At 71.6% G+C, this 17030-nt stretch carries 17 protein-coding genes; 9 read left to right on the forward strand and 8 right to left on the reverse strand.

Going from position 1 to position 17030, the window contains the following annotated elements; translation table 11 throughout:
• Positions 1 to 17: 17 nt before the first annotated feature.
• Positions 18 to 371 carry a VOC family protein gene (locus AC3IYJ_RS02305; protein ID WP_489399652.1) on the reverse strand — a complete coding sequence of 118 codons (354 nt, stop codon included), beginning with the start codon at positions 369 to 371 and terminating at the stop codon, positions 18 to 20.
• Between the two features lie 219 nt (positions 372 to 590).
• Here AC3IYJ_RS02305 and AC3IYJ_RS02310 point away from each other — a divergent pair, with 219 nt between their 5' ends.
• Positions 591 to 1067, forward strand: a complete 477-nt coding sequence (locus AC3IYJ_RS02310; RefSeq protein WP_489402662.1) for a DM13 domain-containing protein — start codon at positions 591 to 593, stop codon at positions 1065 to 1067.
• Between the two features lie 15 nt (positions 1068 to 1082).
• Here the strand turns inward: AC3IYJ_RS02310 and AC3IYJ_RS02315 are convergent, their stop codons facing one another.
• The 6 genes from AC3IYJ_RS02315 to AC3IYJ_RS02340 form a co-directional block, all read right to left on the reverse strand.
• On the reverse strand, positions 1083 to 2228 hold the full coding sequence (locus AC3IYJ_RS02315; protein WP_489402663.1) for an RNA polymerase sigma factor: 1146 nt from the start codon (positions 2226 to 2228) through the stop codon (positions 1083 to 1085).
• 8 nt (positions 2229 to 2236) lie between these two features.
• Positions 2237 to 2644, reverse strand: coding sequence for a YciI family protein (locus AC3IYJ_RS02320; protein ID WP_489399653.1), 408 nt, complete (start codon positions 2642 to 2644; stop codon positions 2237 to 2239).
• A 119-nt stretch (positions 2645 to 2763) separates the two neighbouring features.
• Positions 2764 to 3273, reverse strand: coding sequence for a hypothetical protein (locus tag AC3IYJ_RS02325; protein WP_489399654.1), 510 nt, complete (start codon positions 3271 to 3273; stop codon positions 2764 to 2766).
• 2 nt (positions 3274 to 3275) lie between these two features.
• Positions 3276 to 3770 carry an aminotransferase class IV gene (locus AC3IYJ_RS02330; RefSeq protein ID WP_489399655.1) on the reverse strand — a complete coding sequence of 165 codons (495 nt, stop codon included), beginning with the start codon at positions 3768 to 3770 and terminating at the stop codon, positions 3276 to 3278.
• A 22-nt stretch (positions 3771 to 3792) separates the two neighbouring features.
• Entirely contained in the window at positions 3793 to 4632 is an 840-nt protein-coding gene (locus tag AC3IYJ_RS02335) for a class I SAM-dependent methyltransferase (RefSeq protein WP_489399656.1), read from the reverse strand.
• A complete protein-coding gene (locus tag AC3IYJ_RS02340) occupies positions 4629 to 5867 on the reverse strand; it encodes an MFS transporter (RefSeq protein WP_489399657.1) in 1239 nt (412 codons plus the stop codon). The genes AC3IYJ_RS02335 and AC3IYJ_RS02340 overlap by 4 nt, the downstream gene beginning before the upstream one ends.
• A gap of 194 nt (positions 5868 to 6061) precedes the next feature.
• On the opposite strand from AC3IYJ_RS02340, the gene AC3IYJ_RS02345 reads away from it, so the two are divergent.
• The 5 genes from AC3IYJ_RS02345 to AC3IYJ_RS02365 all read left to right on the forward strand — a co-directional run bounded on the left by AC3IYJ_RS02345 (position 6062) and on the right by AC3IYJ_RS02365 (position 13806).
• Entirely contained in the window at positions 6062 to 8620 is a 2559-nt protein-coding gene (locus AC3IYJ_RS02345; RefSeq protein WP_489399658.1) for a galactose oxidase family protein, read from the forward strand.
• A gap of 443 nt (positions 8621 to 9063) precedes the next feature.
• A complete protein-coding gene (locus AC3IYJ_RS02350) occupies positions 9064 to 10473 on the forward strand; it encodes a family 2B encapsulin nanocompartment shell protein (RefSeq protein WP_489399659.1) in 1410 nt (469 codons plus the stop codon).
• Between the two features lie 172 nt (positions 10474 to 10645).
• A complete protein-coding gene (locus AC3IYJ_RS02355) occupies positions 10646 to 12157 on the forward strand; it encodes a family 2 encapsulin nanocompartment cargo protein terpene cyclase (protein ID WP_489399660.1) in 1512 nt (503 codons plus the stop codon).
• Positions 12088 to 13059 carry a geranyl diphosphate 2-C-methyltransferase gene (locus AC3IYJ_RS02360; RefSeq protein WP_489399661.1) on the forward strand — a complete coding sequence of 324 codons (972 nt, stop codon included), beginning with the start codon at positions 12088 to 12090 and terminating at the stop codon, positions 13057 to 13059. The genes AC3IYJ_RS02355 and AC3IYJ_RS02360 overlap by 70 nt, the downstream gene beginning before the upstream one ends.
• A gap of 141 nt (positions 13060 to 13200) precedes the next feature.
• Positions 13201 to 13806 carry a GOLPH3/VPS74 family protein gene (locus AC3IYJ_RS02365; protein WP_489399662.1) on the forward strand — a complete coding sequence of 202 codons (606 nt, stop codon included), beginning with the start codon at positions 13201 to 13203 and terminating at the stop codon, positions 13804 to 13806.
• A 36-nt stretch (positions 13807 to 13842) separates the two neighbouring features.
• On the opposite strand, the gene AC3IYJ_RS02370 is transcribed toward AC3IYJ_RS02365, so the two are convergent.
• Positions 13843 to 15063: an erythromycin esterase family protein gene (locus AC3IYJ_RS02370; RefSeq protein WP_489399663.1), complete on the reverse strand. Its 1221-nt coding sequence runs from the start codon at positions 15061 to 15063 to the stop codon at positions 13843 to 13845.
• Between the two features lie 58 nt (positions 15064 to 15121).
• Between AC3IYJ_RS02370 and AC3IYJ_RS02375 the strand changes: the two genes are divergently transcribed.
• The 3 genes from AC3IYJ_RS02375 to AC3IYJ_RS02385 all read left to right on the forward strand — a co-directional run bounded on the left by AC3IYJ_RS02375 (position 15122) and on the right by AC3IYJ_RS02385 (position 17023).
• Complete coding sequence (locus tag AC3IYJ_RS02375; protein WP_489399664.1) at positions 15122 to 15853, forward strand: TioE family transcriptional regulator; 732 nt, start codon at positions 15122 to 15124, stop codon at positions 15851 to 15853.
• A 66-nt stretch (positions 15854 to 15919) separates the two neighbouring features.
• A complete protein-coding gene (locus AC3IYJ_RS02380; protein ID WP_489399665.1) occupies positions 15920 to 16552 on the forward strand; it encodes a class I SAM-dependent methyltransferase in 633 nt (210 codons plus the stop codon).
• Between the two features lie 60 nt (positions 16553 to 16612).
• Positions 16613 to 17023: a VOC family protein gene (locus tag AC3IYJ_RS02385; protein ID WP_489399666.1), complete on the forward strand. Its 411-nt coding sequence runs from the start codon at positions 16613 to 16615 to the stop codon at positions 17021 to 17023.
• Positions 17024 to 17030: the final 7 nt, after the last annotated feature.

Consider the following 17030-nt stretch of genomic DNA (forward strand, 5'->3'; position numbering starts at 1 on the left):
CGCCACGGGACGGATCGTCAGGCGGCCTGCCACAGCTCGACGCGATTGCCCTCGGGATCGGTGACCCAGCCGAACCGGCCGACGCCGTCCATGTCCTGGGTCTCCTCGGCCACGTCCGCTCCCTTGGCCCGCAGTTGCGCGAGCATCGCGTCCAGATCGCGGACACGGAAGTTGAGCATCGTCTGCTGGGTGCGGGAGCCGAAGTACTCGGTCCCGGACTCGAAGGTCGCGAACACCGTCAACCCTGCCTCCGGACGCCACAGGCCGTTCTCGTCGGCGTCCAGGCCCAGGCATTCGCGATACCAGGCTCCCAGCGCCACCGGATCGGCGGCCCTCATGAAGTACCCGCCGACTCCAAGCACACGTTCCATGCCGTCATCCTGCCAGCTTCCCCGCCGCCCGCCCCGCAACCCGGCCCCGGCGGCCCGCGCCGGAGTGCCCGTAAGGCAATCGTCATGCCTGGAGTCATGGTCCGGCGCGCTCCGAGGCCGTTGACTGAAGGGGACCGGTCAGGGGATCGGGTCGGGTACGGGAGCGAGGGAGTCGGCGTGGGAAGCGGGAAGACGCGGCGCGGGTCGGTCATCGGCGCGATGGTCACGGCCGTGGTGGTGCTGGGTGTGGTGCTGTACTGGTTCCAGCCGTGGAAGCTCTGGCAGGACGAGGCGGTCGACGAAGCCCTGCCGGCCGCGCGGTCGGCTCCCGCCGCGGGCGGTCCGCAGACGCTCGCCCAGGGGCGGCTGATCAGCCACGAGCACACCACCACCGGGACCGCGAAGCTCATCCGGCTGTCCGACGGTTCCCGCACCCTGCGTCTGGAGGACCTCGACACCAGCAACGGGCCGGACCTGCGGGTCTGGTTGACGGACGCGCCGGTGAAGGAGGGCACGGCCGGCTGGCGGGTGTTCGACGACGGCAAGTACGTCAGCCTGGGCAGGCTCAAGGGGAACAAGGGCGACCAGAACTACGAGATCCCCGCGGACGTGAACCTCGCCGAGTACACCAGCGTCACCATCTGGTGCGACCGCTTCGACGTCTCCTTCGGCGCCGCCGAGCTGGCCGGAACCTGATCCGGGCACGATGCCTCAGTGCCGCCCTCGGGTGTTGAGCCGGGCGGCCTGGCGGGTCAGGTGGTCGCGCTCGGCGAGGTTGGCGGCCTTGTGGGCCGCTTCCGCGTACAGGCGTGCCGCCGTCGCCGGGTCTCCGTCGCGTTCGTGGAGGTAGGCCGCCACCGCGGTGCGGCGGGGCAGGGAGTCGTCCAGCGCCGCAAGCGCCGCCAGGCCCGCGCGCGGTCCGTCGGCCTCTCCGACGGCCACCGCGCGGTTGAGCCGGACGACCGGGCTGTCGGTCAGGCGCACCAGCTCGTCGTACCACTCGACGATCTGCACCCAGTCGGTCTCCTGCGCGGTGGGCGCGTCGGCGTGCAGGGCCGCGATGGCGGCCTGGGCCTGGAACTCGCCCAGCCGGTCGCGTGCGAGGGCCGCCCGCAGGATGTCGACGCCCTCGGCGATCAGGTCCGTGTCCCACCGGCCGCGGTCCTGTTCGGCCAGCGGCACCAGAGCGCCGTCGGGCCCGGTCCGGGTGGCACGCCGGGCGTGGTGGAGCAGCATGAGGGCGAGCAGCCCGGCCACCTCGGGGTGGTCGATCGAGGCCGCGAGCCGGCGGGTGAGCCGGATGGCCTCCGCAGCGAGGTCCACATCGCCGGAGTAGCCCTCGTTGAAGACCAGGTAGAGGACGCGCAACACTGTGGCGACGTCGCCAAGCTCGCCCAGCCGGACGCCCGCGACGGTGCGCTTGGCCCGGCTGATGCGCTGCGCCATGGTCGGCTCGGGCACCAGGTAGGCCTGGGCGATCTGGCGGGTGGTGAGTCCTCCGACGGCGCGCAGTGTGAGCGCGACCGCGGAGGAGGGGGTCAGGGACGGGTGGGCGCACAGGAAGTAGAGCTGGAGGGTGTCGTCCACCGCGGGCACGGGCCCGGGGGCGGGCTCCTCGTCCACAAGCTCCTCCCGTCGGCGGCGGGCGACGTCCGACCGTGTCGCGTCGAGGAACCGGCGCCAGGCGACGGTGACCAGCCAGCCCTTCGGGTCGCGCGGCTGTTCGACCGGCCAGACGCGGACCGCCTCGACCAGTGCGTCCTGTACGGCGTCCTCGGCCGCCGCGAAGTCGGCTCCGCGGCGGACGAGGATCCCGAGCACGCTCGGTGTGAGGCTCCGGAGCAGGGCCTCGTTCATCTGAGGGCTCACTCCGTGATGGTGGGGGGCGCGGCCAGGAAGGGGCGCACCTCCAGCCATTCGTGGATCGGCTTCCCGCCCGCCCCGGGCGCGGCGGACAGCTCCCCGGCCAGCTCGACGGCGCGCTCGTAGCCGTCGACGTCGATCACCATCCAGCCCGCGATGAGGTCCTTGGTCTCGGCAAACGGTCCGTCGGTGACCGGCGGACGGCCTTCGCCGTCGTACCGGACCCATGTCCCCTCGGGGGCGAGCGCCTGACCGTCGACGAACTCGCCGGTCTCCTCGAGCCGGGCCGCGAAGTCGTGCATGTACTGCACGTGCGCAGTGATCTCCTGCGGGGTCCACTGGTCCATCGGGACGTCGTTGGCCGGGGCCGGGGCGCCGCGGTAGTGCTTGAGCAGCAGGTACTTGGCCATGGTCGCTCTCCTCGGTGCGGATGCGACCCATTTTGGTCGCATTCACTCCTGGGACGGAGCCGGGCACGGGTTCTCGACATCCTCGGCCGAAGTTTTTTCGGCACCGGCGGGAGAGCCCCTCAGAGCTTGTGCGCGCCGCGCCAGGTCCAGCCGGCGGCTACGGCGGTCCTGCGCAGCGGGTCCTTCACTTCCCGGGTGTCCAGGCTGAAGGTCTCCACCTTGCGTCGGCGTCCGTCGGGCCCCCGCTCGAAGGTCCACTCCTTCTGTACGTGGTGGATGGGGCCGCGACCGTGTTCGCGCCGCACGGTGTGGCCTGGCGGGTTGCCGGCCCGGGTCACGGCCCACTGCTCGTCCACGGCCCGCACCTCGCGTTCCACGGGGAGCAGGCGCATCCAGATCTTGAAGGTCCGCTCCACCTGCCGACGGGTCGTGCCGGAGCCCGTGGGGGGTTCCAGTACCTTCCACTCCGCCACCAGGTGGGCTGCTTCGCTGCCGGTCTCACGCACGGTGAACGCCGCGCCCGGGGCGTTCAGCGCGAGCAGGGCGGCGCGCAGCTCCTGCGTGGGGATCGCCGTGGCGCCCTCGTCCGGCCGCACGGTGCCCATGTACTTGTCCCAGAGCCGACCCATCGTCAGACCCCTTCCCCGGTCCGCGGGCGCACGGCGGGGCGGCCCCCGGGTATGCGGAACTCGATCGGTACCGGCAGTGTTGCGGGCATCGGCGGCCCTCCTTCCATGTGCTTGAGATGGGGCAGGTCGCGCTCGTACGTCGTGGTCACCACCCGCCGGGCCGGGGCCGGGACATCGGAAACGGGACCGGAGACCGACACCATGACGTCGGTGGCCGAAGGCGTGGTGACCGCGGGCACGACGGTCACTCGGACCGAGGCGGCGCGCTCGTCACCGAGCGCGTGCCGGACGAGCTCCCGGATCCTGTCCCCGTCGATTTCGACGGCATCCGCGAAGAGCTCGTGCGAGGCCGCTTCCAACCGCCCCAGGTGCAGTTCCAGGCCGCGAACCACCCCTTCACGCACCTGCATCGAGGTGAAATGGCCGTAGTTCCACGTCGCGGCCCTGTGCACGTCCTCGACGGTGGCACTGCGGCCGTTGATCTCTATGTTCAGCACTTCCGCCATGCTGCCACAGCCGTCAGGGCCGCCGGCCCCAGGCCATGATCATGCCCGGTCCGAGCTCGGCAAGCCCGGGCGAGGCCAGGTAGGCCAGGGCCTCGTCGACGACGGCGGCGTCCACCAGGCCGGTCTCCTCCAGGGCGGGACGCATCCGGCTCCACGTCTGCGACCAGAAGAGGGCCGCCGGGCCGCCGGCGGACAGTGGCGGAGCGAAGAGTTCGGCGGCGACGTCCTGGAGGCCCTCCTCCCTCAGGAAGTGCGGGTACGCCGGGACGGTGGACGTGTCGGTGCCGATGGTCGTTCTCAGCGCCTGCCACATGGCGTCCATGGTCCGCCGGTAGGCGGAAGAGGCGTCGAGGGCATCGGGCAGCTCCACGGCGTCGGCGAGCACCAGCCGGCCTCCGGGGCCCAGCCAGCCCGCGAGCCGCGACAGGAGTCGGCGGCGTTCGGGCAGGTGCATGAGGACGAACCTGGCGTGGATCAGATCGAATGTGCCAGGCCGCAGCTCCTCGTCCGTGAGATCGGCGGTGACGATCCGCAGCCGGGGGCCCGCGAGGCCGGTCAGGGCACTGGTGTCCCGGTCCAGGGCGACCACCTCGTCGACGCCCGCCTCCTCCAGCAGCCAGCGCGCCACCGTTCCGGTCCCGGCGCCCACTTCCAGGCAGCGCATGCCCGGCCCGGCGCCCAGTTCCCGTAGCCGCCGGGTGGTGACGGGGTCGTAGGCCAGTGCGGCGTCGTCGATGCGCTCGGCCTCGCGCGGGTGCTCCGGCTCGAACAGGTCCGCTCCGTACCGGCCGCCGTCGGGCGGCGTCGGTTCGGAGGAGCCTGGGGAAGGGGAAGAGGGAGGGGAATCCGTCATGTCCGGGGCTCCTGTCCGGTGGGCGGGGCCGGGCGGGGCCGACGGGCGGGGCGCCCGCCGGCCATCAGGCACGCCGCCACGGCCACGGCGGCGCCGATGTACAGGAACGTCGGGTATCCGAGGACGTCCACCGCCTGTCCCCCGACGGCGCCCGCCAGGGAGAGGCCCACGAACAGCGCGCTGTTGTTCCACGACAGCATCCCGGTCGCACGCTCGGGGAACATGTCCACCAGGTGGCGCTGCTGGGCGGGGAAGAACGCGTAGGCCGCCAGCGCGAAGAGCCCCAGCGCGCAGGCCAGGGCCCAGGTGGCCGGATAGACCAGGGCCACCGCCGCCTCCAGTACGGCCGTCAGGGCCAGAGCCGCCCTCGTGACGCGTACGGCGCCGGCCCGGTCGGCGAACCGGCCGCCGAGCTGCCCGCCGATGACGGCCGCGACCCCGTAGACGACGAGCAGCCACGTGACATCGCCCTTCCTGCCGTCGGAGTGCAGGGCGATGGCCAGGAAGGTGTAGAGGCTGTAGACGGCGAAGGCCCACAGGGTGGTGACGGCGACTGCGAACACCGCGACGCCGGTACCGCTCCGCCCGCCCTTCACCGCCTCCTTCGGCGCGCCGCTCACGGAACCCGGACCGCCCCGCCAGACGAACGCGTTGGGCAGGGCCAGCAGGAACGTGCCGGCCGCGAGGATGACGAAGGTGGCCTGCCAGCCCACGTGCTGGCTGAGCAGCGCCCCCGCCGGGGCACCCACCCACAGGGCGGTCAGCAGTCCCGAGCCCACGACGGCCAGCACCTGGGCCCGCGCCTGGGGCCTTGCACGGGTGCTGACCAGCGAGTACACGGTGGGGCCGGTGGCTGCGGCCGCGACTCCGGCCACCACGCGGGTCACCAGCAGCAGGCCGAAGTTCGGAGCCAGGGCGGTGGCGATGTTGGCCACCGAGAACAGCAGCAGGGCCCACACCAGGATCGTGGCGCGGTCCCTGCGGTCCGAGAGCCAGCCGGCGAAGGGCGAAGCCACCACGTAGGCGATGGAGAACACCGTGATCATCAGCCCGGTGCCGGCGGGGGACACATGGAGCGAGGTCGCGACGGCGGGAAGCAGCGGGGCCACCACGAAGAGGTCGGTGCCCACGAGGAACTGCGTCAGCCAGGCCAGGACGACGAGTCCGGCCGGGAGGCCGGCCGGTGTCCCGGCAGGCGATGTCCCGGCAGGCGGGTCGCCACTCGTCGAGTCCATGAACCGAAGTTAAGGGCGTGTCCGCGGGGCCACCACCGCCGGAAGGCCGTTCGGGCCCCGGCCCGTGCCGGTCGCACGCCTGCACCAAATCGGCCAGGCACTCGCGGTTTCACGCTGACTCCCTTTCCTTTCATGTGGGTTGTTGCCGTTCCGACCTATGTTCTGCGGGCACCAGTTCGCTTCAGGAGGTCAGATTGCAGTCCAGGCACCCCCTTTTCCTCGGCCGCGCGTTACGCCGGTCCCATCTGCTGATCGGTTTCGGCATCGGCTCGCTGCTGCTCGCGCTGACGCCGATGCTCGGGGTCGAGAGTTCGGCCGCGGCCGACCGGGGCAACGATCCCGGGTCCACCCTCGCGCCCTTCGACCAGCAGCCGGCGTCCAAGTCTCCGCACCACGGCATCGTCCCGGCGAACGCCATGGAGCCCGCGGCCCCCGTCCTCGACCGGACCGGGTGGACGGCCGTGGCGAGCGACGAGGAGACCAGCGCCGAGAACGGGCGCGCGGCAAACGTGCTCGACGGCAACAGCGGCACCATCTGGCACAGCAAGTGGAGCGGCGGCGCCCCCGCGCCCCTGCCGCACAGCATCACCATCGACATGCACCGCACGGCGGTCGTCTCCGCGCTCGTGTACCTGCCCCGGACGAACGGGGGCAACGGCCGCGTCGGCGAGTACGGCATCAGTGTCAGTGCGGACGGGCAGAGCTGGGCGGGACCGGTGGCCACCGGCACCCTCGCGGACGACGGCAGCGCCAAGACGCTCGGGTTCGCCCCTCAGGGGGTCCGGTTCGTACGGCTGACGGCGCTCACCGAGGCCGGGGGCCGCGGACCCTGGACCTCCGCCGCCGAGATCAACCTGCTGGGTGACCCCGGAACCCCGGCGGCCACCGTCGACCTGCCCCGGACCGGGTGGACGGCGGCGGCGAGCGACGAGGAGGGCGCCGGCGAGAGCGGGCGGGCCGCCAACGTGCTCGACGGGAACGGCGGCACCATCTGGCACAGCAAGTGGAGCGGCGGCGCCCCCACGCCCTTCCCGCACAGCATCACCATCGACATGCACCGCACGGCCGTCGTCTCCGCGCTCAGCTACCAACCTCGTGCCGACGGGGCGAACGGGCGGGCGGGGGCGTACACCATAGCCACGAGCACGGACGGTTCCACCTTCGGCGCACCGGTCTCCGCCGGTACCTGGCGGGACGACGACACCGTCAAGACCGCCACCTTCACCCGCGCCGAGAACACCCGCTTCATACGCCTGACAGTGACCAGCGAGGCCGGCGGACGCGGTCCGTGGACCTCGGCCGCGGAGATACGCCTGAGCGGGCCGGCCAGCCCGGCCGTCCACGGATCCTGGGACCGGATCACCGGCTTCCCCCTGGTGCCCGTGGCCACCGCCGTCCTGCCGGGGGACAAACTGCTGGCCTGGTCCGCGTACGCCGTCGACCGCTTCGGCGGCAGCAACGGGTACACCCAGACCGCGATCCTGGACCTGAAGACGGGCAAGGTCACCCAGCGCCGCATCGACAACACCGGCCACGACATGTTCTGTCCCGGGATCGCGATGCTGGCGGACGGCCGCGTACTGGTCACCGGGGGCAGCAACGCGGAGAAGGCGAGCATCTACGACCCGGCCACCGACGACTGGTCGGCCACCGCGAGCATGAACATCGCCCGCGGATACCAGGCCATGACCCTGCTCTCCACCGGCGAGGCCTTCGTCCTCGGCGGATCCTGGAGCGGGCCCGCGGGCGACAAGTCCGGCGAGGTCTGGTCACCTGACACCCGGACCTGGCGCAGGCTCCCGGGCGTCCCCGCCGCGCCGGCCCAGACGGCCGACCCGGCCGGACCGTACCGCGCCGACAACCACATGTGGCTGCACGCCACTTCGGGCGGCAAGGTGCTGCAGGTGGGGCCGAGCAAGCAGATGAACTGGATCTCGACCAGCGGGATCGGCAGCATCACCTCCGCGGGTCCGCGGGCCGACAGCGCGGACGCGATGACCGGCAACGCGGTCGCCTACGACATCGGCAAGCTGCTCACCCTCGGCGGCTCGCCCGCCTACCAGAACACCCCCGCGACCCCGCGCGCCTACACCGTGACCGTCGACGGCAGCCAGGTCCAGGCCGCCCGCACCGGCGACATGGGGTATGCCCGCGGCTTCAGCAACAGCGTCGTCATGCCCGACGGCAAGGTGGCCGTCTTCGGCGGACAGTCCTATCCGGTGCCGTTCAGCGACGCGACCTCGGTCCTGACCCCCGAGCTGTGGGACCCGGCCACGGGCGCCTTCACCCCGCTCGCCAGCATGGCCGTCCCGCGCAACTACCACAGCGTGGCCAACCTGTTGCCGGACGGGCGGATCTTCTCCGGAGGCGGAGGCCTTTGCGGTGACTGCGCGACCAACCATCCGGACGGTGCCGTCTTCACCCCGCCGTACCTGCTCAACGCGGACGGCTCGCCGAAGCCCCGTCCCGTCATCACCGCGGGCGTGCCCCCGAGGACCGCTCCGGGCACCTCTCTCACCGTGAGCACCCAGGCGCCGGTGGCCTCCTTCGTCCTCATGCGGGCCGCGGCCGCGACGCACTCCACCGACAACGACCAGCGTCGGGTCCCGCTGGTGTCGACCGCCACGGGGACCGGGACGTACTCGGTGTCCGTGCCCGCCGATCCCGGTGTGGTGCTCCCGGGTACCTACATGCTCTTCGCGCTCGACGCCCAGGGGGTGCCGAGCATCGCCAAATTCGTGACCGTCTCCTGACCCACGGTCGGTGTCCGGCCCCTCCGAGGGCCGGACACCGGCTCGAGAACGATTGGAACCGGCCGGGGTTCCATATGAATTCGGCCACCCGATACCGGTGCACCGATCGGGGGAATTCGCCATCGCGGACCATTAATTCAGCCATTTCGGCAGAATCAAGCTTACCGTTGCCGCACGGCGTGGCCGAGCCCGGGCGCCGCAAGCCCGGCATCAAGTGTTCGAATAGGCTCGAAATGCCACCTGAGCTGCCTCTAAACACATCTGCGGGCAAGATCACCGCATCGAGGTAATACCAATGGCTTACAGGGGCTGATCCGCCGAAGCGGCCGTTAGTGTGCTCCTGATCTCGACGGAATGCCCGGATATTCGCCTTCTTCTTTCTTCTTTCACCGGCTGATGCGCGCGGACGTCGATCACTGCCCTTACGAAAGAGAGCCAGTCTGATGACCGTGGACACCAGCCCCGAGGCGCAGTCGGATTTCCGACAGTCCAGCCTGGGTACGGCCGCTGCCCGCAACCTCGCCACCACCACCAAGTCCGCGCCCCAGATGCAGGAGATCACCTCCCGCTGGCTGCTGAGGATGCTGCCGTGGGTGGAGACCAAGGGCGGGACCTACCGGGTGAACCGCCGGCTGACCTACACCGTCGGCGACGGGCGGATCGAGTTCGTCCAGGACGGCTCCCGTGTCCGGGTGATCCCCCGCGAGCTCGGCGAGCTCGCGGTACTGCGCGACTTCGACGACGAGGACGTGCTGAACGCGCTGGCCGGACGCTGCGTCCAGCGCGACTTCCGCGCCGGTGAGGTGCTCGTCCAGCGCGGTACGCCCGCCGAGTGGATCCACCTGATCGCCCACGGCCGGATCAACCAGACCTCGGTCGGCAAGTACGACGACGAGATCGCCGTCGCCGTCCTCGCCGACGGCGACCAGTTCGGCGAGAACGCCCTGCTGGACGCCGATGCGACATGGGACTACACCGCCACCGCCGAGACCGCCGGGACCCTGCTCACCCTCTCCCGCGCCGACTTCGCCGCCGTCGTGGCCGGTGCTCCGCACCTCCAATCCCATGTACGGCAGTTCGCCTCGCTTCCGCTCCAGCGGCAGAACCGCCACGGCGAGGCCGAGATCTCGATGTCGGCCGGCCACACCGGTGAGGCCGAACTGCCGGGCACCTTCGTCGACTACGACCTCAACCCGCGCGAGTACGAGCTCTCGATCGCCCAGACCGTACTGCGGGTCCACACCAGGGTCGCGGACCTCTACAACGAGCCGATGAACCAGACCGAGGAGCAACTCCGTCTGACCATCGAGGCGCTGCGCGAGCGCCAGGAGTACGAGCTCATCAACAACCCGGAGTTCGGGCTCCTGCACAACGCCGCCTTCAAGCAGCGGATCCAGACCCACTCCGGTCCCCCGACCCCGGACGACCTCGACGAGCTGCTCTGCCGCCGCCGCGGCTCCAAGTTCTTCCTCGCCCACCCCAAGGCGATCGCGGCGATCGGCCGCGAGTTCAACGCCCGCGGGCTCTACCCGGACCACGTCGACCTCGGTGGACAGCAGGTCCCGGCCTGGCGCGGGGTCCCGATCCTGCCGTGCAGCAAGATCCCCATCAGCAAGGACAACACCAGCTCGATCCTCGTGATGCGAACCGGCGAGGACAAGCAGGGCGTCATCGGCCTGCGGCAGACCGGCCTGGCGGAGGAGTACGAGCCCGGCCTGTCGGTGCGCTTCATGGGCATCGACGAGAAGTCGATCATCTCCTACCTGGTCAGCACGTACTACTCCGCCGCGATCCTGGTTCCCGACGCGCTCGGCGTGCTGGAGAACGTCCAGATCGCCCGCAGGCACGGCTAGCGAACCCTGCCGCGACGGCCGGGGCGCGCCCGCGCCACGGCCGCGCGGGCCCGACCCCTGCCCGACCCCTGCCCGCTCCCCGCCAGGGCCGCGAAGGCCCGTGCCTTCCCGCGGCCGGGCCTAGCGTGCCCCGGATCCGGGACAGCCCAACCATCTCCCCAAGGAGCTACGGATGCCCGATCCTGGGCCTTCCTCCCCGAAGTCGAGCCTGCCTGCCGCCGCGGCCAGTTTCGGGGCCCACGGCCACGGCCGCGGTATCGAAGCCGTCGGCAGCGGTCCGTCCGCGCTGCCCGCCCCGCCCGTCCTGCCCGATCCACCAGTCCTGCCCGCCCCGCCCGTCGTGGCCGCCCCGCCCGTCGTGGCCGCCGCCTCCACCCCGCCCGCTCCGTCCAGCCCCTCCCCCGTGCCCGGAGCGCCTTCCTGGCACGTACCCGTCGTAGGGACCTTGCCCGTGCGGGCGGCGGAGCCCGCGCCCGTACTCGTACCGGCAGCACCCGTAGCCGTACCCGTGGCCGGGGAAAGTCCACTCGTGGTGGGCGAGTCGGCGGCCGGTTCCCTCCTCGAGGGCGGCGCCGCGCTGCGGATGCCCGGTGCCGGTGCCGCTCTGGAGCGGATCCTGCGCGGCCCCAGCGGTCTGGGAGCGGCGGGGCTCCGTCCGGTCAGGTCCGGAGCCGCGTCGGCAGCGCCCGAAGTCCCGCAGGCGGCAGGGAATCCGGTGCCGGGGCTGTACTTCCACCCGGTGCCGGAACCCGATCCCGTCCGGGTGGAGGAGGTCAGCCGCAGGATCAAGACGTGGGCGGTGGAGGAGGTCGAGCTGTTCCCGCCGGACTGGGAGGACCAGTTCGACGGGTTCTCGCTGGGGCGGTACATGGTCGCCTGCCATCCGGACGCCCCCACCGTCGAGCACCTGATGATCGCCACGAGGCTGATGGCAGCCGAGAACGCGGTCGACGACGTCTACTGCGAGGACCACGGCGGCTCTCCCGTCGGGCTCGGCGGACGCCTGCTGCTCGCACACACCGCCCTGGACCCCGTGCACACGACGGCGGAGTACCAGCCGAAGTGGGCCGAATCGCTGCGTTCGGACGCCCCCCGGCGCGCCTACGCCTCCGCGATGGAGTACTTCGTCCGGTCCGCCAGCCCTTCCCAGGCCGACCGCTACCGGCACGACATGGCCCGGCTGCACCTGGGGTACCTGGCCGAGGCCGCCTGGGCCGAGACGGACTACGTCCCGGAGGTCTGGGAGTACCTGTCGATGCGGCAGTTCAACAACTTCCGCCCCTGCCCCACCATCACGGACACCGTGGGCGGCTACGAGCTTCCGGCGGACCTGCACGCACAGCCCGCGGTGCAGCGGGTCATCGCGCTCGCCGGGAACGCCACCACCATCGTCAACGACCTGTACTCCTACACCAAGGAACTGGCCAGCCCCGGAACGCACTTGAACCTTCCGGTGGTGATCGCCGAACGCGAGAACTGCTCGGTCCGCGATGCCTTCCTCAAGGCGGTGGAGGTCCACAACGACCTCATGCACGCCTTCGAGGCCGCGGCCGCCGACGTGGCCGCCGCCTTCCCCGTACCGAGCATGCTGCGCTTCCTGCGGGGCGTGGCCGTATGGGTCGACGGCAACCACTACTGGCACCAGACCAACACCTATCGATACAGCCTGCCCGACTTCTGGTAAGGACGGATTCATCTGTGACCAGCACCAGCACGAACATCGCCACCTCCCCGGCTTCCGTGGTCATCCCCTCCCCGGCGACCCCGTACCAGGGCGACATCGCCCGTTACTGGAACAACGAGGCGCGCCCGGTGAACCTGCGCCTCGGTGACGTCGACGGCCTGTACCACCACCACTACGGCGTCGGCGACATCGACCACGCCGCCCTCGGCGACACCGCCGACAGCAATTACGAGAAGAAGCTGATCGCCGAGCTGCACCGGCTGGAGTCGGCCCAGACCGACGTCCTCCTGGACCACCTGGGCCCCATCGGACGCGAGGACACGCTCGTGGACGCGGGCTGCGGCCGCGGCGGCTCGCTCGTGATGGCCCACCAACGCTTCGGCTGCAAGGCGGAGGGCGTCACCCTGTCGGCGAAGCAGGCCGACTTCGCGAACCAGCGCGCCCGTGAGCTCGGCATCGAGGAATCCGTGCGCGCCCGCGTCTGCAACATGCTCGACACGCCCTTCGAGACCGGGCAGGCCGCGGCCTCCTGGAACAACGAGTCGAGCATGTACGTCGACCTGCAGGACCTCTTCGCCGAACACTCCCGGATCCTCTCGGTCGGCGGCCGCTACGTGACCATCACCGGTTGCTGGAACCCGCGTTACGGCCAGCCCTCGAAGTGGGTCTCCCAGATCAACGCGCACTTCGAGTGCAACATCCACTCCCGTCGGGAGTACATGCGCGCCATGGCCGACAACCGCCTCGTACCGCAGGCCGTCATCGACCTGACCCCCGCGACCCTGCCCTACTGGGAGCTGCGCGCCACCTCCTCCCTGGTCACCGGGATCGAGGAGGCGTTCATCAACTCGTACAAGGACGGCTCGTTCCAGTACCTCCTGATCGCGGCCGACCGCGTCTGATCCGGGGCGAGCCCCGAGGGGAGGAGCCGGGCCCGCGAACGGCGGGCCCGGCTCCAGCGCGTCCTGCGCCCCGGGCCCCCCTCCGCGGGGCCCGGGGCGATACTGGAGACAGCTGGCCGACGACTCCGAGGGGAACTGTTCATGAGCACGGCGAAAGACCTGTTCATCATCTCCATGGACACACAACCGGACCGTCCCGTGGGACAGGGAGACCTCTCACTCGCACTCGCGGGAGCCGAACTGATCGACCTCATCGGTGCGCGGGCCGTCTCGCTGGACGGCGACCGGATCGTGCCGGACGGGCAGCCGGCACTGGAGGACGGGCTGCTCGACCAGGCGTCGGCGGCGCTCACCCGGCAGGCGCCCTACGAGCCGGTCGAGGACTGGCTGTGGCGCAGGGGCCGGGACCTGTCCGCGGCCTATCAGGCCGCCCTGGAGGAGGACGGGCACCTGATCCGCGGACGGCGCGGCCGGTCGCCCTTCGGCGCCGATCGCCTGGAGCTGACCGATTCGGCCGAGCGCCGCCGGGCCGCGAGCCGTCGGCAGGCGGAGGAACCCGTCCTCGCCGCCCTCGCCTCGGCCGTGGGGATCGACGGCGGTCAGCCGCAGGACGAGCCGGGCCTCGACGACGAGGCGGTGACGACCGTGCTGGCCGGAGTCAACGACGCGGTGATGGAGCTGGAGGCCGTACGCCAGCGGCGGTCCATCGAGAAGGCCGCCTTCGCCAATGTCTGGCGGGGGCCGTGAGGCCCGTGCCGGGCCGGCTCGCCGTCACGCCCGCCGCTACTGCGCTGAGGGTCGTCGTGGGACGTCCTTGAGGAAGACGATGCCGTCGCTGCCCGCCAGGTGGGCCGGGTCGAAGGGTGCGTAGCCGAACCAGGGCGACACGCGGGGTGCGGGCGGCGTGTCGCCGAGGGCGGCGGCCAGCCGTCGGGCGTCGATGACACAGCGGTCCTCCGGGAGCGCGTACAGGAGTCCTTCCACGGTGTCCGGCGGCGGCGCGTCCACGTCCCGGTGCCGGATCGTGCCGAGGAGCGTGGACACGAAGGCGTACTCCTCGCCGAGCCGGGCGCTGACCAGCGCACCGGCGCTCCACCACTCCAGCGACTTCCCGCCCATCCGCATGCTGCTCTTCTCCCGCTGCAGGTGGGCGTTGTGGGCGTGGACCAGTACCGGGCCCCGAGCGGCGAGGGCGAGGAGGTTGTCGGCCATCATCCGGTCCCGCACGCCCACCAGCCGGGTCATGCGGGCCGGTGAGCCGTCGGCCATCCAGTGGTGGTAGCGCAGCAGGCCGGTCGCGGTGCGCCCGTACAGGCACGCCCGGTCCCAGTCCTCCGACGAGGTCGCCGTGATCAGGTTCGGTGTCTGCTCTTCGAGCAGCGCCACCAGGTCGTCGGCGAGCAGCCGCAGCCGGCCGGCTTCGGGCGACTGCCCCACGGACCGGGACGGGTCCCACATCGCGTCGGGATCGGACCACGGGGCGTCGTCGCCGAGCAGGCGGTCGAGCGTGTCCGCGGTGCAGGGGAGCAGGTCCGGGTCCACCTCGGCCGAGAGGTAGCCGTGGAGCGCGGTGAGGGCATGTCGGGGACTGGCGGCGCCCGTGATCTCCAGAGGGCCGTCGAAGCCTGCGAAGCGGAGCCGGTCCGACGCGGGCCGGCCTTCGTTGAAGGCGCGCATCCAGCGCACGAGCTCGCGGTTGGCCGCGGAGGTACCCCATCCGTGGCTGATTCCGCGCTCCACGACCTCGTCGAGGGAGCCCGTGCCCGAGGCGACGTACTCGTCCACGACCAGGCCCATCAGGCAGTCGCTCTCGATCGTGATCGTCCGGTAGCCCTCCTCCTCGACGAGCTGCCGGAAGATCTCGTTGCGCAGGTCGAGCAGGGCGTCCTCACCGTGGGTGGGCTCGCCCAGGGCGAGGAGCCGGGGCCGGACCGGGAGCAGCCGCATGACGGCGGCCGCCCCGACGTGGCGGGCAGAGTCCATGATGTCGGTGTCAGTGACCATGCCTTCAACGCTATCGTTTAACCGTCGGTTGAAACTTTCCCGCGTTTTCGGCAGGGCCATGGCGCGAAACCTTAAAAGCAGTGAACGCCTGAGGCCGGTCGATCTGGCGCGCGGGCACGGTCTGTCCACGCAGGCGGTGCGGAACTACGAGGAGGCCGGCATCCTTCCGGCGGCCGCCCGCACCCCCCACGGCTACCGCACCTATACGCCGCTGCACGCGGGGGCCCTGCGCGCGTTCCTCGCCCTGCTGCCCGGCCACGGGCACCCGACGGCGACCTCGATCATGCGGGCCGTGAACGAGGGCGCGGCCGACGAGGCGTTCCGCCTCATCGACGAGAGCCACGCGCAGCTCCTCGACGACCGGCGGACCCTGCGGGCCGTGGAGGACGCCCTGCGCGACCTGGGTCCCGTCCCGGAGCCCGAGCCGGGCGCGGCGGCCGGGCCCGGCGGCACGTTCATCGGGCCGCTGGCGGGAAGGCTCGGAATCCGGCCGGCGACGCTGCGCAAGTGGGAGCACGCCGGTCTGGTGCGCCCGCGCCGCGACGCGCGGACCGGGTACCGCGTCTACGACGAGGCCGACGTTCGGGACGCCCGGCTGGCCCACCAGCTCAGGCGGGGCGGCTACCTGCTGGAACAGATCGCCCCGCTGATCGCCCAAGTCCGGGCGGCCGGCGGGCTGGAGCCGCTGGAGGCCGCGCTGCGCGACTGGCACGGCCGGCTGTCCGCCCGCGGGCGGGCGATGCTGACCGGGGCGGCCGAGCTGGAGGCGTACCTGCGCGAGCGCGGATGAGGGCGGACCCAGTGTGTCCTGCCGCGGCCGCCGGTAGCGTGACAACAGCCGAGTCGAGGAGGGGACATGACGACACGACGCAAGAGCGCCGCGGAGCTGTTCGACGCGCTGGGTGAGCGCTACGAGGACCTGTTCGGCCGGGTGCCCGATCAACTGGCGGCCCTGGACTGGCTCGTGGACCGGCTGCCCGCCGGGGCCCGGGTGCTGGACGTGGGCAGCGGCACCGGCCGACCCGCCGCGCAGGTGCTCGTCGATGCCGGGCACGCCGTGACCGGCATCGACGTCTCGGCGGCCATGGTCGAGGCGGCCCGCGCCCTGGTGCCGGGTGCCCGATTCGAGAAGGCCGACGTGCGCACGTACGTACCGGAGGCCGGCGGCTTCGACGGCGTGTGCTCGTTCTTCCCGCTCCTGGTGATGGACCAGCCCGAGATCGAGGCGGCCCTGGACCGGATGGCGTCATGGGTCGCGCCGGGCGGGTACCTGGTGCTGGCCACGGTGCCGGGAGACATCCGGGGGCTGGACATCGAGTGGATGGGCCACCCGGTCACCGTCAGCAGCCTCTCCGTGGAACAGCACCTGCGGCGGCTGACCGGGGCGGGTCTCGAGGTGCTGCACCACCACACCTCGACCTTCGTCCCCGCCGGTCCCCTCGCGGGGCCCGAGGAGCACTTCTTCTGCTACGCGACGCGACCCGTCTGATCCCCCATCGGGCAGGTTTCGAGAAGCGGGGGGCGGGCGGTCCTGCCTAGCATCTGCGTCATGGACATCAGCATTCACATGACCGTGCTGCCGCACGACGACCCCGACGCGTCCGTGGCGTTCTTCCGCGACGCCCTCGGCTTCGAGGTCCGCAGCGATGTCGGGCAGGGCAGGATGCGCTGGATCACGGTCGGTCCCGTCGGTCAGCCGGGCACCTCCATCCTCCTCGCGCCGCCGGCCGTCGACCCCGGGATCACCGAGGACGAACGCCGGACCATCGCCGAGATGATGGCCAAGGGCACCTACGGCTGGATCCTGCTGGCCACCCCCGACCTCGACGGCACCTTCGCGAAGGTGCGGGCGAGCGAAGCCGAGGTCGTGCAGGAGCCGACCGAGCAGCCGTACGGGGTCCGCGACTGCGCCTTCCGCGACCCCGCGGGCAACATGATCCGCATCCAAGAGCTCCGCTGAGCCCGTC

The sequence above is a fragment of the Streptomyces sp. GL_140 genome, from assembly GCF_057834465.1.

What these genes read in the sequence shown, in the direction of transcription:
- AC3IYJ_RS02305 (WP_489399652.1), bottom strand. Translation starts at nt 371, where the DNA reads ATGGAACGTGTGCTTGGAGTCGGCGGGTACTTCATGAGGGCCGCCGAT.
- AC3IYJ_RS02310 (WP_489402662.1), top strand. Translation starts at nt 591, where the DNA reads ATGGTCACGGCCGTGGTGGTGCTGGGTGTGGTGCTGTACTGGTTCCAG.
- AC3IYJ_RS02315 (WP_489402663.1), bottom strand. Translation starts at nt 2,228, where the DNA reads ATGAACGAGGCCCTGCTCCGGAGCCTCACACCGAGCGTGCTCGGGATC.
- AC3IYJ_RS02320 (WP_489399653.1), bottom strand. Translation starts at nt 2,644, where the DNA reads ATGGCCAAGTACCTGCTGCTCAAGCACTACCGCGGCGCCCCGGCCCCG.
- AC3IYJ_RS02325 (WP_489399654.1), bottom strand. Translation starts at nt 3,273, where the DNA reads ATGGGTCGGCTCTGGGACAAGTACATGGGCACCGTGCGGCCGGACGAG.
- AC3IYJ_RS02335 (WP_489399656.1), bottom strand. Translation starts at nt 4,632, where the DNA reads ATGACGGATTCCCCTCCCTCTTCCCCTTCCCCAGGCTCCTCCGAACCG.
- AC3IYJ_RS02340 (WP_489399657.1), bottom strand. Translation starts at nt 5,867, where the DNA reads ATGGACTCGACGAGTGGCGACCCGCCTGCCGGGACATCGCCTGCCGGG.
- AC3IYJ_RS02350 (WP_489399659.1), top strand. Translation starts at nt 9,064, where the DNA reads ATGACCGTGGACACCAGCCCCGAGGCGCAGTCGGATTTCCGACAGTCC.
- AC3IYJ_RS02355 (WP_489399660.1), top strand. Translation starts at nt 10,646, where the DNA reads ATGCCCGATCCTGGGCCTTCCTCCCCGAAGTCGAGCCTGCCTGCCGCC.
- AC3IYJ_RS02360 (WP_489399661.1), top strand. Translation starts at nt 12,088, where the DNA reads ATGGGTCGACGGCAACCACTACTGGCACCAGACCAACACCTATCGATA.
- AC3IYJ_RS02365 (WP_489399662.1), top strand. Translation starts at nt 13,201, where the DNA reads ATGAGCACGGCGAAAGACCTGTTCATCATCTCCATGGACACACAACCG.
- AC3IYJ_RS02370 (WP_489399663.1), bottom strand. Translation starts at nt 15,063, where the DNA reads ATGGTCACTGACACCGACATCATGGACTCTGCCCGCCACGTCGGGGCG.
- AC3IYJ_RS02375 (WP_489399664.1), top strand. Translation starts at nt 15,122, where the DNA reads ATGGCGCGAAACCTTAAAAGCAGTGAACGCCTGAGGCCGGTCGATCTG.
- AC3IYJ_RS02380 (WP_489399665.1), top strand. Translation starts at nt 15,920, where the DNA reads ATGACGACACGACGCAAGAGCGCCGCGGAGCTGTTCGACGCGCTGGGT.
- AC3IYJ_RS02385 (WP_489399666.1), top strand. Translation starts at nt 16,613, where the DNA reads ATGGACATCAGCATTCACATGACCGTGCTGCCGCACGACGACCCCGAC.